We start from the raw sequence: 14,146 nt of genomic DNA, 5'->3' as shown, positions 1-14,146 counted from the left end.
CTCCGCCTACAATTATCGGGTTACAGATCAGCAGCGCTGGTATCTAACGGCGCAAACCCTTTGACCAGATCATCGACGGCTTTCATCTGTTGCAGGTAGCCTTCCAGCTTAGCCAGAGGTAAAGCACAAGGGCCGTCACATTTGGCTTCATTTGGATTCGGGTGCGCTTCAATAAACAAGCCCGCCAGGCCCAACGCCATACCACTGCGTGCCAGTTCCGCCGCCTGAGCACGGCGCCCATCCGCGGAGTCACTGCGGCCCCCCGGGCGCTGCAACGCATGCGTGGCATCAAAAATCACCGGTGCCATATGCTTCATGTCATCCATCCCCAGCATATCAACCACCAGGTTGTTGTAACCAAAGCTGGTGCCACGCTCACACAAGATCACTTGCTCATTACCCGCTTCACTCATCTTCTTGATGATATGACGCATCTCGTGCGGCGCCAGAAATTGCGGTTTCTTTACGTTAATGACATTGCCTGTTTTGGCCATTGCCACAACCAGATCGGTTTGACGGGCCAAAAAGGCTGGCAACTGGATCACATCAACGACTTCAGCAACCGGAGCCGCCTGATGCGGCTCATGCACATCAGTGATCAACGGCACATTAAAAGTGCTTTTGATTTCTTCGAAAATTTTAAGCCCTTCTTCCATACCTGGACCACGGTAGGAGTTAATAGAAGAGCGATTAGCTTTGTCAAACGAGGCTTTAAACACATAAGGAATGCCCAGCTTGCTGGTCACCTCAACATAATGTTCAGCAATGCGCATTGCCAAATCACGTGATTCCAGCACATTCATGCCACCAAACAGCACGAAAGGTTTGTCGTTAGCAACTTCTATGTCTGCTACTTTAATAATCTGTGTATTCATTGTCTTTCCTAAAATAGTCGCTAACTGGCAGCGCTAGCTGCCAATCACACGTAAAATTTGTCCGCACAGCCAGGCAGCGTAGGTGCCCAATGCATAGCCCAAGACTGCCAACAGCACGCCTACCGGGGCCAGTGCCGGGTGGAATGCTGACGCAACAACGGGGGCCGAGGCCGCACCACCTATGTTGGCTTTGCTGCCAACGGCCACGTAAAACACGGGCGCTTTAATCAGTTTAGCCACCAGAAATAATAGTCCCACATGCACCGCCATCCAGATCAGACCGATCACCACATATTTAGGCGCTTCAACAATTTTGGTGATGTCCATGTGCAAACCTATGGTTGCGACCAGAATGTACAAAAAGCTGCTCCCGACCTTGGAGGCCCCCACAGCCTCGAAGTTACGGGCCTTAGTGAATGACAATGCCAGGCCGATGGTTGTCACCAACACGATAGTCCAGAACAACTTTGAATGCAGAGAAAACTTTTTCAGTTCCGGGAAGTTGCTGGCGAAATAAGGGACCAGGAGATCGGCAGCAAAATGCGCCAGGCCGGTTGCACCAAAGGCAAAGGCAATCAGCAACATTAAATCTTGCAGTTCCGGGCGTCTCGCGTGTTCCGCCTCGAAGGCCTGTACTTTGTTAATCAAACGCTCAATCGATGCCGTATCCGCCCCGGTGCGCGCATCTATTTCTTTGTGTCTGGCGGCCAAAAATAACAGCCCAGCCATCCATAAGTTGGCAACAACAATATCCACGGTCACCATGATGGTAAAGATTTCTCCCCCGGCACCGTAAATTTCTTTCATTGCCACCATGTTGGCACCGCCGCCAATCCAGCTACCGGCCAATGCTGCCATGCCACGCCAAACGGCTTCTGGCCCTTCGACGCCAAGCAACTCAGGCATAAATGTAGCAGTGATGAGCAGTGCAATCGGCCCGCCCAGTACGACGCCAACCGTGCCGGTCAGAAACATAATAATCGCGCGTTTACCCAGCCCCATAATCGACTTCAGGTCGATACTTAAGGTCAGGAGTACCAAACAAGCTGGCAGTAAAAAGTACTTAGCAACCGTATATACATCGTTGCCACTGCCATCCACAATTCCGAAGGTATTCAATAAAGATGGCAGGAAGTAGCACATCAATAAGGCAGGTACATAGCGATAAAACTTAGCCCAAAACCCGGTTTTCAGATTGGAGGTATAAAATACGAACCCCAGAATGACAGCCAGCAGGCCAAGCACAACGGCATTGTTGGTAATGAGTACACTACTCTCTTGCATAGGATCTCTCTGTTTCCTTGATTATACAAAAACCGCCTGGGGACCGTGCCAGATCACTGACTGACCCAGAGGTCCCATCATGCAGAGTGCGCTGATCTCACTTAATGGAGGATATTATTGTGATCGGCCAGTTCTGCGATTTGATTTTGAATGAGTTCAATGGTTGGATCATCCGGGCACTCATCAACAAAAAACTGCAGGTCATCTTTGGCCATTTTAGGGCAATTAAGTTGGTTCAGCAGGTAGCCTCGGTCACGGCGCTCATAGGGGTCATCGCCCAGCAGCTCCATCAACATCTCCACACAGCTCAGTGCATGACCAAACTTCTCCGCAGCAATAAAGGACCATTTTTGTTGGGCCAGGTAAAGCTTAAAAGCTTCCTCGCCAAATACCAACTCCATGGGTTCCTGCTCTTTGTCGTCGCCGTTTTCCGGGATCACATACCAAGACTGATGGCCGGAGCTTGGGTCGATAATGTACCCTTCTTCATCACTCAACGCGATATGCACCAGCACATCGCCCTGATTAATGGCCAGGCTTGCGTTCAGACGTGCTCGCTCCAGCAAATGCACCAGAATAAGGGCTAACGCCATACTGGTACCGCTGTGCATTTTAAGCACATAGCACACATTATTGAGCAAGTGTTCGGGCACTTTTTGGTCTGTGCCGCTGAACAACCACTGGGTATAAAACGCATCAAGCAATGCATCTACACACTTATGCTTGTCATCATTTTGATAACAAATAGCGTCAACGGCCTGCTCCAGTTCAGCGAGCAAACATAGCGTGTGTGAAGTATCCGCTTGAGCATCCCAGTGCGGCTCAGCCCAGATACAACGTAACAAGGCAGGCGTCGAAAAATGATCCGTACTTGTGTCGTGTTCATCGAACCAGATATCAGTCATAAATAACGAACTGTTTTCTACTGTCTATAGTCATAATGGGCTAGTGTAACATTTTTCAACACATTCCCAAGGGGATTTTTATTTTGAGGAAAATTGACGATGTGGGCAGGGAAAGCGGGCAACGCTGCTGCCCGCATGTCTATCAGAGTATCAGCGCATTTTTAGCACTGGCAAGGTAACCAACGGCCAGCAGTGTGACAGTTGCCATGATCAGTGCACCAACCTGCTTAGCTTTTGTTGTAGATTTCGCAATCACGAAACCTAGCGCTATATATGCAATGACTAAAACAATTTTTTCCATCAACCAGGGTTGCTGTGCCGGGTTCAGACTCGCCATTACTGCCAGCGATACCGCCGAAATCAACAGTACAGTATCCACACTGTGGCTAGCGATGAAGACCCCTTTGTTGGCTGCCAGTTTACCACTGGCCAAACGCGAAATAGCTCGGGTATAAAACAAAATAATACTTAAAACTGCAAACATCACATGCGTGTGTTTAAGTGCCATGTAATCCAAAATTGCCCCTTATTAAATTTTAAAATCAATCTTGTAAGCGAGTCAGGATCTGTTCCAGCTCGTCTGTAACCTCATTAAATACGTCTACCAGTTTTGGGTCAAAGTGTTTGCCTTTCTGGCTGTTAATTTCTGCGATCACCTCTTCCAAACTGAATGCTGGGCGATAACAGCGCTCATGACGCATAGAGTCGTATACATCGGCAATCGCTGCAATACGACCAAAAATATGAATTTCCTCGCCTTTTTTGCCGCTCGGATAGCCGCTGCCATCCCACTTTTCATGATGATCTCGGGCAATCATCGCTCCGGCATTAACGATTTCACGGCGCGAGTCGCGCAGTATCTGATACCCTTTTTGGGTATGAGATTTCATCACGTCCCATTCTTCTGGCGCAAGCTTGTTGGGCTTGTTTAAAATGGCATCGGGAATACCCACATTCCCTACATCGTGCAAGGGCGAAGCCAGTCTGATCAGCTCAGCCTCACGGTAGCTCAGGCCATAGTGCTTGGCCATTACATAGCATATGTTGGCAACGCGCTTTACATGATTTCCCGACTCAGTAGAACGCTGTTCAAGCGCTTCACTCAGGCGGTAAACCAGTTCCTGTTGGGTGTCTTCAATCTCAGCCTGCAACTGGACGTTTTCATACGCCAGTTGTACGTTTTGCGAGAAAATTTTGATCAGGTGTTTTTGCGTGTCGGTCAGAAACTCCGGGATCCCCGAAACAAACAGCATGGAGGCATGATTATATTCGCTTGAACAATAGGCAAACAAATAGTTGTCCTTGTATACGATCCCTCTGTCCTGCAAAGCCTGTCGGCATGCTTCCATTTGCTCAGTATCCAGTACATCTTCTATGGGCTTGCCTTCACTTCGGGCAAATTCGCCACGGCCGGTAAATACCACCAGTTTGTCACTGCTATTGCTGGGATCATTACTGGCCACCAAAGAGGTGGCGTAAATCGCTTCATCCACGGTTCCAAGCAAAGACGTCAGCTGCTGTATAACGCCTTCAATAAACTGGTCAATAGAATGGGAAGCAAAAATATTACGAGATGCTGTGATGATTTTTTCCAGCCCCTGACGAGACTGATCAATTGACAAAATATCCCGATAAGAACGCAAACTCGACATCACCACGGTAAACAGCTTTTGCGCCGTCAGCTCGGTTTTAGATTTGTAGTCATTGATATCATAATTAACAATGACCTGACGCTCCGGTGCCTGGCCTGGCTGACCCGTACGCAAAATAATGCGGATATTATTGTTCTTGGCAGTTTCGCGGATGTACTGTGCGACCCTCAGGCCTGCATCATCCGTTTCCATCACCACATCCAGCAATACAATCGCAGCGTCGGGATGGTCCATAACCACCTTTTTTGCTTCCTCGCCGGAATAGGCACTGAGGAACTCCAGGCGCTTTTTCTGAAACTCAAAATCGCTGAGCGCGAGCTTGGTCACCGCATGCACTTCAGGTTCATCATCAACAATGATCACCTTCCAGGTGCCACTTTTTTCCTGTACTTCCGAATCACTTGGCTCGTCTGAAAACAAAAAATCATCCATTGGAGAGTCCTTAACACTCTTTTTGTACTCGTATCTCGCCAGTATTGCGCACGCTGACGGTCATGAAGCAGGTTGGCGATAACCGAGCTGTCCACCACAATACGGTATCACTGCACTATGCATAATGCCTGCACAAGGCAATTTAGATAATCAGCAACGATTATTGTGGCTTTTGCGCCATCGTTACCCTATCACAGCCTGCCATATCTTTTATTGTAAGTATATTGCGATAGTTCATTTGTGCAAAAATCTGCTGAACACCAGCGGCTTGCTGATACCCGTGTTCAAACATCAGATAACCATCCGGCGCCAGATATTGCAGTGCCTGCTCAGTAATATGACGGATATCGGCATAACCTTCATCCGGCGCCACCAGGGCTGATAAAGGTTCGAAACGGACATCGCCCTGATTCAGGTGCTCATCCGTTTCACATATATACGGGGGGTTGCTGACAATCAAATCAAAGCGCTGATCTGACAAGGCTGAAAACCAGTCGCTCTGGCGGATCTGTACATGCTCAAAACCCAGCCGTTGGCGGTTTTTCTCTGCCAGAGCCACAGCGTCATGAGAGTAGTCTACACCAATAAGCTGCCAGTCAGGCTGCTCCGACGCCAGCGCCAGCACAATAGCGCCCGTACCAGTCCCCAGGTCAACGACTCGAGCATCTGTCGGCAGGGGTAAGGTCAATGCATGCTCAACCAGGGTTTCCGTATCTGGCCTGGGAATTAGAGTGCTGTTATTGACATACAGGGGCAAACTCCAGAACTCGCGTTCTCCCGTCAGATGGGCGACTGGCTCACCCGCTTTTCGACGTGCAATGAGTGATTCAAATAATTGATATTGCTCTGCATTCAGCTCGGCTTCTGGCCACGCGAATAAGTAACTGCGGTTCTTTTGAAGAATGTGTAAAAGCAGCACTTCGGCATCGAGTTTCGCTGACTCTGAGCTACTTTGAAGTTGCGAACTCGCCCAGGCAATCGCCTGAGCAAGATTGGGATTCTGCGCCATTAGTCGTCGCCCATGGCTGCTAACAGATCAGCCTGATACTCCAACACTAACGGATCGATAACGGCACCCAGGTCGCCGGCCACCACTTCATTGAGGCGGTACAACGTAAGGTTAATGCGATGGTCCGTAATACGTCCTTGCGGGTAGTTATAAGTACGGATGCGTTCAGAACGGTCACCGCTACCAACCAGATTTCGACGCTCGCTGGCTTCTTCTGCCTGACGCTTTTCATCTTCAGCCTGCTGCAGTCGGGCGCCCAGTACTGACAACGCTTTCGCACGGTTTTTATGCTGCGAACGCTCATCCTGACACTCAACCACAACCCCGGTCGGAATGTGAGTAATACGAATTGCAGAATCGGTTTTGTTAACGTGCTGACCACCGGCACCAGATGCACGGAAGGTATCGACCTTGAGGTCCGATGGGTTAATTTCAATGGCTTCTGCTTCAGGAATTTCTGCCATCACAGCAACTGTACACGCTGAGGTATGAACACGGCCCTGAGATTCTGTTTCTGGTACACGTTGTACACGGTGTGCGCCCGACTCAAACTTCAGCTTACCGTAAACGCCATCCCCTTTGATGTTGGCTATCACCTCTTTATAACCACCGTGCTCACCTTCATTGGCACTGACCACTTCGACCTGCCACTTTTGTGCTTCTGCATAGCGACTGTACATACGGAATAAATCACCTGCGAAAATCGCAGCTTCATCACCACCGGTACCGGCACGAACTTCAAGGAATACGTTATTGTCGTCTTTCGGGTCTTTTGGCAGCATCAGGATCTGGAGTTGCTCCTCCAGCTCTGAAATTTGTTCTTTTGCTTCTTTGTATTCTTCCTGAGCCATTTCACGCATGTCAGGATCTGAGTCTTTTAGCATTTCTTCAGCCGCAGCAACGTTTTCCTGGGCCTGCTGGTAGGCAGTGAACGCCTTAACGACATCTTCCAGCTCTGAATATTCTTTTGATAACGCGCGAAAACGGTTTTGATCGCCAATAACTTCCGGATCCCCCAGCATGGCTTCCACTTCTTCGTGGCGCTCTACCAGCGTTTCCAATTTACGATAGACGGACTCTTTCATTTAACTTTTATTCCTGCTCAATACCTAATGCTTGTTTTAATACTGCAATACGCTCTATATCGCCCTCTTTTGCCGCCGCCTGAATGGCACGGGTCGGTGCATGAGTGAGCCGATTGGTGAGCTTGTTTGCCAACTCTAACAAGACCTTTTCTGAATTCTTACCCGATTGTAGCTGATTTAACGCCTTTTCCACGAGCTCTAATTTAATCGTCTGTGCGGATTCACGATATTCCCGGATCACATCCACAGAGGTCAGTGAACGCTGCCACTGCGCAAATTCATGCGTTTTATCGTCAATGATTTGTTGTGCTTCACGTGCAGCTTGTTCCCGCGAAGCCATGTTTTCGTTCACAATCGCCTGTAGATCATCCACGGTATACAAATACGCAGCATCTAAGTCATTCACCTGACTTTCAATATCACGCGGTACCGCAATATCAACGAACAACATCGGCTTGTGTTTACGCTTTTTCAGTGCTTGCTCTACCACGCCTTTACCTATGATGGGCAAGGTACTGGCCGTGGAGCTGATCACAATATCAGCCTGATGCAATTGCTCCGGCAACTGAGCCAAAGAAATAACATTGGCACTGATTTCATTTGCCAGCAGTTGCGCCCGTTCAATGGTACGGTTGGCCACGGTGATAGCTTTTGGGTTATGTTGAGATAAGTGCTTGGCAACCAACTCAATGGTTTCACCCGCACCAATTAGCAACACATTGGTCTTTTCCAGCTGGCCATAAATGTGCTTTGCCAAATTTACTGCGGCATACGCAACAGATACCGCACTAGCGCCAATTTCGGTTTCGGTACGAACTTGCTTTGCTACTGAGAAGGTTTTCTGAAATAAGCGTTCAAACACAGGCTGAATGCCATTGTGTGCCTTTGCACTATTATAAGCTTGCTTAATCTGCCCCAGGATCTGTGGCTCACCTAATACCAGCGAATCCAATCCACAAGCAACGCGCATCAGGTGGTTGACGGCGTCCTGATTGTGGTGCACATAGACGTTCTCAGCCAATTCGTGCTCTTCTATCTGATGAAATTGCGCAAGCCAACCCAGAAGCGCTTGGGAATTCGGGTCCCCAAGGCTACAATAGATTTCGGTCCGATTGCAGGTAGAAACAATCACGGACTCATTAAACTGCGGTAACTCAGACAGCTGCTGTAGCGCATCCGATAGTTGTTGCGGAGAAAAAGCGACTTTTTCCCTCAATTCGACGGACGCGGTTTTGTGATTGATCCCAAGTGCGATGATGGTCATAACTGCCAGTATTGCTCAAGCCCTGCTTTAAAGCCGCTAATTTTACCAAAAATCAATCGAATATGGAAAGTAAGGAACTTAGTTTGAAACAGTTTCATTTGATTTTGCTCATGTTTTTATTGTTTCTGGGTGGGTGTGCACAGCGTATTACGCCGTCTGATGAGCATACACAGCAAAATCGTCCCGAAAGTTATAACAATTGGCGGGCAACGGGTAAGCTCGCATTTATCTCTCCCGAGGAGCGACAGTCCGCCAATTTTAACTGGCAATACCGCGAACAAAAACAAACTCTGACACTAAATACATTTATTGGTACCCAGGTATTAAAACTCGAAGAACGTGATCAGTACAGCATACTCACGCTCGAAGATAAAACTTACACCAGCGACGACAGCAGTGAACTGGTATATCGTCTGAGTGGCTGGCAACTGCCAGTATCGCAGGCACCGCAATGGTTGACAGGTCAAATAGACGCGCCCGATAACCAATATAATCAAAAGCAACAACTTACCCAGGCAACCTGGCAAGATAAGCAGGGCTTGCGCTGGCAGGTCGCCTACCAGACATATCAACGCGTCAACGGGCTCGAACTGCCAACCCGACTCACACTGACGCACAATGACATCACCATCAAAATCCGTATCAGTAACTGGCACTTTGAGACCTTATGAAACCACTTAAATTAACCGCTCCGGCAAAACTCAACCTGTTTTTACACATCAATGGCCGCCGCGCTGATGGCTACCACGAGCTGGAAACCCTGTTTACCTTGCTAGAGTACGGCGACCAATTAACCTTCATCCCGCTGGAACAAGATACCATCGAGATCCATGGTGATGTTGCGGATATCCCGTTGCAGGATAATTTAATCTTTCGAGCTGCCGACGCACTACGCCCGTATAAATCCGCTGCGGAGGGGGTTCGTATTCACTTGACTAAAAACCTGCCTATGGGTGGCGGTGTTGGCGGTGGTTCATCGGATGCAGCCACCACATTACTCGCCCTCAACACCTTATGGCAATGTAACCTGTCCATCGCCCAACTCGCCGATATTGGATTGACACTCGGGGCTGATGTGCCTGTTTTTGTACACGGAAAAACGGCGTTAGCTCAGGGAGTTGGAGAGAAATTGAGTCCATACCCTATCACCGAAAAATACTACCTGGTGGTATTTCCTAATGTCCATGTCAGCACCGTAGAGGTCTTTACACATCCAGATTTACCCCGGAAAACTCCCAAATTATCAGCTAACTGGGCATTAGAGCAAACACACAATGACTGTCAGGAATTAGTTAAAAAGCTCCACCCCGAGGTTGATAAAACCCTGAGCTGGTTGTTAAGATATGCGCCGTCCAGACTGACAGGGACAGGAGGGTGTTGCTTTGCAGAATTTGAATCTGCGCAAGCCGCACAGCGTGTCCTCGAACAACTTCCCTCTCCCTGGACAGGCTTTATTAGCCAAAACGCTCGCGAGTCAATTGCCCACAGGCAACTGGCTGCATGGCGTAAAGATGAAGTAAAATAGTTTAAGTTAGCTTGTTTTGACACTGTCACAGACGACGTCATTGCATACATAATATTACAGTGCCTGAGGAACCCTACCGTGCCCGACATGAAGCTCTTCGCTGGTAACGCAACACCTGAGCTAGCTCAAAAAGTTGCAAAACGTTTGTTTATCGAATTAGGTGATGCCGTTGTAGGCCGTTTTAGCGACGGTGAAATCAGCGTTCAAATTAATGAAAATGTTCGTGGTTCTGATGTCTTCATCGTTCAGTCCACTTGCGCACCAACCAATGACAACCTGATGGAACTCATTGTTATGGTGGATGCGTTACGTCGTGCTTCAGCAGGTCGTATTACAGCTGTTATCCCATATTTTGGCTACGCCCGTCAGGACCGTCGTGTACGTTCTGCGCGTGTACCAATCACAGCTAAAGTTGTCGCAGACTTCTTGTCAAGCGTTGGGGTTGACCGCGTACTAACCGTTGATTTGCACGCTGAGCAGATCCAGGGCTTCTTCGATGTACCTGTTGATAACGTGTTTGGTAGCCCGGTACTACTTGAAGACATGAAAGAGCGTGACTTCGACGACGTTGTTGTCGTATCACCGGATATCGGTGGTGTAGTTCGTGCGCGTGCAATCGCGAAACTTCTGGATGACAAAGACCTGGCTATCATCGACAAGCGTCGCCCACAAGCGAACGTGTCACAGGTCATGCACATCATTGGTGACGTAGAAGGTCGTGACTGTATCATCGTTGACGATATGATTGATACCGGTGGCACACTGTGTAAAGCCGCTGCGGCTCTAAAAGAGCATGGCGCTAAGCGTGTATTCGCTTACGCAACTCACCCGGTATTGTCCGGTAATGCAGCTGAAAACCTGCGTAACTCAGTAATCGACGAAGTGATTGTCACTGACTCAATCACCTTGTCTGACGAACTGAAGTCTGTTGACAAGATCAAAGTACTGACTCTGGCTGATATGCTGGCTGAAACCATTCGCCGCATCAGCAATGAAGAGTCTATCTCTGCGATGTTTGAACACTAATCTGTGTTTATCCGCAAATAAAAAGCACCTCAGGGTGCTTTTTTTATGTCCAAAGGTTTGCAAGGCTGCTGGTAAGTGGTATATTAGCGCGCCTTTTTACTGGGCTTGCTTTGGATACAACCACGGTGAGTTCGGTGATTTACCGAAGTGCTTGGTCGCGAGCCCTTCGAAGTATTAACTAAAATAATTGGAGACACTCATGTCACAATACGTATTAAACGCTGAAGTACGCGAAACTCTGGGTACTGGTGCGAGCCGCCGCCTACGTCGCGCTGATAAAGTTCCTGCTATCCTTTACGGTGCAGGCAAAGACGCTGTTTCGCTTACTCTTGAGCACAACAAAGTTATCCAGATGCAAGAAGACGAAGGTTTCTACACGCACATCCTGACTCTGAACATCGGTGGTGAGTCTGTTGAAGCTATCCTGAAAGACATCCAACGTCACCCGTACAAGCCTAAGGTAACTCACCTTGACTTCCAACGCGTTGACGCTTCTCAAAAGCTTCACACTAAAGTTCCTGTACACTTCATCAACGAAGAAGCAGCAACTAAAGGCGGCAACACGATTGCTCACCACGTAACTGAAATCGAAATCACATGTCTGCCAGCTCAGCTTCCTGAGTTCGTAGAAGTTGACGTAGCAGCTATCGAAGTTGGCGCAACTGTACACCTTTCAGACATCGCACTTCCAGCTGGTGTAGTTTCTGTTGAGCTTGCTAAAGGTGCAGACCACGACCAAGCGGTTGTGACTGTAAACGCACCTAAAGGCGGCGCTGCTGAAGAAACAGCTGAAGAAGCTGCTGAATAATTTTTAAGGTGTTAGCACCTTGAATACTATTCAAATGCTAGTGGGCCTGGCAAATCCAGGCCCCGAATATGCAAACACCCGTCACAATGCCGGGGCTTGGTTTATCGAAGAACTGGCCAGGCGCTACAACGTCCCTCTCAAACCTGACTCCAAACATCATGGCCTTAGCGGCAAGCTGATCCTGAACAATCAGGAATTTAAGCTTCTTATTCCAACCACTTTTATGAACCTGAGCGGTAAAGCTGTAGGCAGCCTGGCTAATTTTTATAAAATACCGCCTGAGCAGATCCTGGTTGCACATGATGAAATGGATATGGACCCCGGTGTCGCCAAACTCAAAAAAGGCGGCGGTCACGGTGGACACAATGGTCTGAAAGACATTATCGCCAAGCTGGGCAATAACAAAGAGTTTATGCGTCTACGCATTGGGATTGGCCATCCTGGACACCGAGATAAGGTGACAGGCTGGGTACTGGGCAAGGCGCCTCAGGCAGATCAGGAAAAAATTGATGCAGCGGTGGATGAAGCTGTACGTTGCATGGAAATCCTGGCCAAAGACGGTGTGTTAAAAGCACAAAATAGACTACATTCTTTTAAGCCGTAACACCGACGTACGCGTCCCGTTACAGCTGTGATTGATCGCTTAATATCAGTCGCAAGATATAAAAATCCGGCCATGCCGGATTTTGTCCGATTGATAGCAAATTAAAGGTTTTAAACTATGGGTTTTAAATGTGGCATTGTTGGCCTACCTAACGTTGGTAAGTCAACCCTATTCAATGCATTAACCAAAGCGGGCATCGAAGCCGCGAACTTCCCTTTTTGTACTATCGAACCAAACACGGGCGTTGTTGCCGTTCCGGATCCTCGTTTGGATCAACTGGCTGCGATTGTTAATCCACAAAAAACCATTGCCACAACAATGGAATTTGTTGATATTGCGGGTCTGGTAAAAGGCGCATCAAAAGGTGAAGGTCTGGGTAACCAATTCCTCGCAAACATTCGCGAAACCGATGCGATTGGTCATGTAGTTCGTTGCTTTGAAGATGAAAACATCGTACACGTATCTGGTCAGGTAAACCCGGCGGATGATATCGATGTCATCAACACAGAACTTGTGTTATCCGACATGGAAGCAGCCGACCGCGCAGCGCAGCGAAATGCTAAAAAAGCCAAAGGTGGCGATAAAGACGCTAAATTCCAAAACGAAGTCTTGGAAAAAGTCAAAGCACACCTTGATGAAGGCTTAACACTGCGTTCATTGGAACTGACTAAAGAAGAGCTGGCTGCAATCAAGCCACTGAACTTCTTAACGATCAAACCGACTATGTATATCGCCAACGTCACTGAAGATGGTTTTGAAAATAACCCATTTTTAGACAAGGTACGTGAAATTGCCGCAGCGGAAGACGCTGTTGTAATTCCAGTCTGTGCCGCGATTGAGTCTGAGCTGTCTGAACTTGAAGAAGAAGACAAGCTTGAGTTTATGGCCGACCTTGGTCTGGAAGAGCCGGGGCTTAACCTTGTGATCCGCGGTGGGTACGAGCTACTAAAACTGCAAACCTACTTTACTGCTGGTGTAAAAGAAGTACGTGCATGGACCATTCCTGTCGGTGCAACTGCGCCACAAGCAGCAGGTAAGATCCACACTGACTTTGAGCGCGGCTTTATTCGTGCACAAACCATTGGTTTTAATGATTACATTGAATACCAGGGCGAAAGCGGTGCTAAAGACGCAGGTAAAATGCGCCAGGAAGGTAAAGACTACATCGTTAAAGACGGCGATGTGATGAACTTCTTGTTCAATGTATAAGTAACGCACTCAATACTGGCAGGCAAAACCTGTCTTACAAAAAGCGCCTCATGGCGCTTTTTTTGTCTTTCTATTACACTGGACGCGAAATTATTAGCCTAATTGCATTAAAAACACGCTGGTTCGCTTAATTTATCTGCAAACAAACTGTGTTAGGTATTTTTTTGCAAAAAAGGTGTTGACGACATACGGCCATATACGCATAATACGCCCCGCATCAGCGATGATGAGAAATTAAAGAGATGGCTATGTAGCTCAGCTGGTTAGAGCACATCACTCATAATGATGGGGTCCCCTGTTCAAATCAGGGCATAGCCACCATGCTTTAATTACTACCAAAACTCATTGTATAGTTGAATTGCGAATGAATGCGGAAGTGGCGGAATTGGTAGACGCGCTGGATTTAGGTTCCAGTATCTTCGGATGTGAGAGTTCAAGTCTCTCCTTCCGCACCATGTTCTTTTAAGT

The 14,146-nt window shown here is 48.1% G+C and carries 14 protein-coding genes and 2 tRNA genes; 8 read left to right on the top strand and 8 right to left on the bottom strand.

Annotated elements, in window-relative coordinates; translation table 11 throughout:
* Positions 1-20: 20 nt before the first annotated feature.
* From kdsA to hemA, 8 genes are all read right to left on the bottom strand, one after another.
* On the bottom strand, positions 21-875 hold the full coding sequence (gene kdsA, locus MHN31_RS22530) for a 3-deoxy-8-phosphooctulonate synthase (protein ID WP_010386533.1): 855 nt from the start codon (positions 873-875) through the stop codon (positions 21-23).
* Between the two features lie 33 nt (positions 876-908).
* The gene (locus tag MHN31_RS22525; protein WP_239445369.1) at positions 909-2,159 is read right to left on the bottom strand and encodes a DUF819 family protein; all 1,251 of its coding nucleotides are present in this window, start codon (positions 2,157-2,159) and stop codon (positions 909-911) included.
* A 101-nt stretch (positions 2,160-2,260) separates the two neighbouring features.
* Positions 2,261-3,064, bottom strand: coding sequence for a tetratricopeptide repeat protein (locus tag MHN31_RS22520; RefSeq protein ID WP_125564407.1), 804 nt, complete (start codon positions 3,062-3,064; stop codon positions 2,261-2,263).
* Between the two features lie 142 nt (positions 3,065-3,206).
* Positions 3,207-3,581 carry a SirB2 family protein gene (locus MHN31_RS22515; RefSeq protein ID WP_239445368.1) on the bottom strand — a complete coding sequence of 125 codons (375 nt, stop codon included), beginning with the start codon at positions 3,579-3,581 and terminating at the stop codon, positions 3,207-3,209.
* Positions 3,582-3,606: 25 nt separating this feature from the next.
* The gene (locus MHN31_RS22510) at positions 3,607-5,148 is read right to left on the bottom strand and encodes a DUF3369 domain-containing protein (protein ID WP_125564403.1); all 1,542 of its coding nucleotides are present in this window, start codon (positions 5,146-5,148) and stop codon (positions 3,607-3,609) included.
* A 160-nt stretch (positions 5,149-5,308) separates the two neighbouring features.
* A complete protein-coding gene (gene prmC, locus MHN31_RS22505; RefSeq protein ID WP_194868545.1) occupies positions 5,309-6,157 on the bottom strand; it encodes a peptide chain release factor N(5)-glutamine methyltransferase in 849 nt (282 codons plus the stop codon).
* A complete protein-coding gene (gene prfA, locus MHN31_RS22500) occupies positions 6,157-7,242 on the bottom strand; it encodes a peptide chain release factor 1 (RefSeq protein WP_125564399.1) in 1,086 nt (361 codons plus the stop codon). Before prfA ends, prmC begins: the two co-directional genes overlap by 1 nt.
* Positions 7,243-7,249: 7 nt before the next feature.
* Positions 7,250-8,506 (bottom strand): glutamyl-tRNA reductase, encoded by a 1,257-nt coding sequence (hemA, locus tag MHN31_RS22495; RefSeq protein WP_010386541.1) that lies wholly within the window; start codon positions 8,504-8,506, stop codon positions 7,250-7,252.
* 83 nt (positions 8,507-8,589) lie between these two features.
* Here hemA and lolB point away from each other — a divergent pair, with 83 nt between their 5' ends.
* The 8 genes from lolB (at position 8,590) to MHN31_RS22455 (ending at position 14,133) form a co-directional block, all read left to right on the top strand.
* Positions 8,590-9,177: a lipoprotein insertase outer membrane protein LolB gene (lolB, locus tag MHN31_RS22490; protein WP_239445367.1), complete on the top strand. Its 588-nt coding sequence runs from the start codon at positions 8,590-8,592 to the stop codon at positions 9,175-9,177.
* On the top strand, positions 9,174-10,031 hold the full coding sequence (gene ispE / locus MHN31_RS22485; protein WP_239445366.1) for a 4-(cytidine 5'-diphospho)-2-C-methyl-D-erythritol kinase: 858 nt from the start codon (positions 9,174-9,176) through the stop codon (positions 10,029-10,031). Before lolB ends, ispE begins: the two co-directional genes overlap by 4 nt.
* Positions 10,032-10,109: 78 nt before the next feature.
* Positions 10,110-11,057, top strand: coding sequence for a ribose-phosphate pyrophosphokinase (locus MHN31_RS22480; RefSeq protein ID WP_010386544.1), 948 nt, complete (start codon positions 10,110-10,112; stop codon positions 11,055-11,057).
* Between the two features lie 199 nt (positions 11,058-11,256).
* Positions 11,257-11,865, top strand: a complete 609-nt coding sequence (locus tag MHN31_RS22475) for a 50S ribosomal protein L25/general stress protein Ctc (RefSeq protein WP_010386545.1) — start codon at positions 11,257-11,259, stop codon at positions 11,863-11,865.
* Positions 11,866-11,884: 19 nt separating this feature from the next.
* Entirely contained in the window at positions 11,885-12,469 is a 585-nt protein-coding gene (gene pth, locus MHN31_RS22470) for an aminoacyl-tRNA hydrolase (RefSeq protein ID WP_049864750.1), read from the top strand.
* A gap of 117 nt (positions 12,470-12,586) precedes the next feature.
* Positions 12,587-13,678 (top strand): redox-regulated ATPase YchF, encoded by a 1,092-nt coding sequence (ychF, locus tag MHN31_RS22465; RefSeq protein WP_049864749.1) that lies wholly within the window; start codon positions 12,587-12,589, stop codon positions 13,676-13,678.
* 244 nt (positions 13,679-13,922) lie between these two features.
* Positions 13,923-13,999 (top strand) — tRNA-Met (locus tag MHN31_RS22460).
* 49 nt (positions 14,000-14,048) lie between these two features.
* Positions 14,049-14,133, top strand: a tRNA-Leu gene (locus tag MHN31_RS22455).
* The last annotated feature ends 13 nt before the right edge of the window (positions 14,134-14,146 follow it).

Source organism: Pseudoalteromonas sp. McH1-42 (genome assembly GCF_022347845.1).
Lineage (GTDB): Bacteria > Pseudomonadota > Gammaproteobacteria > Enterobacterales > Alteromonadaceae > Pseudoalteromonas > Pseudoalteromonas rubra_D.
This window is presented reverse-complemented; position numbering and strand designations above follow the sequence as displayed.

Excerpts from the sequence above, each read along its gene's own strand:
- kdsA (WP_010386533.1), bottom strand. The coding sequence starts at position 875 with ATGAATACACAGATTATTAAAGTAGCAGACATAGAAGTTGCTAACGAC.
- MHN31_RS22525 (WP_239445369.1), bottom strand. The coding sequence starts at position 2,159 with ATGCAAGAGAGTAGTGTACTCATTACCAACAATGCCGTTGTGCTTGGC.
- MHN31_RS22520 (WP_125564407.1), bottom strand. The coding sequence starts at position 3,064 with ATGACTGATATCTGGTTCGATGAACACGACACAAGTACGGATCATTTT.
- MHN31_RS22510 (WP_125564403.1), bottom strand. The coding sequence starts at position 5,148 with ATGGATGATTTTTTGTTTTCAGACGAGCCAAGTGATTCGGAAGTACAG.
- prmC (WP_194868545.1), bottom strand. The coding sequence starts at position 6,157 with ATGGCGCAGAATCCCAATCTTGCTCAGGCGATTGCCTGGGCGAGTTCG.
- prfA (WP_125564399.1), bottom strand. The coding sequence starts at position 7,242 with ATGAAAGAGTCCGTCTATCGTAAATTGGAAACGCTGGTAGAGCGCCAC.
- hemA (WP_010386541.1), bottom strand. The coding sequence starts at position 8,506 with ATGACCATCATCGCACTTGGGATCAATCACAAAACCGCGTCCGTCGAA.
- ispE (WP_239445366.1), top strand. The coding sequence starts at position 9,174 with ATGAAACCACTTAAATTAACCGCTCCGGCAAAACTCAACCTGTTTTTA.
- MHN31_RS22475 (WP_010386545.1), top strand. The coding sequence starts at position 11,257 with ATGTCACAATACGTATTAAACGCTGAAGTACGCGAAACTCTGGGTACT.
- ychF (WP_049864749.1), top strand. The coding sequence starts at position 12,587 with ATGGGTTTTAAATGTGGCATTGTTGGCCTACCTAACGTTGGTAAGTCA.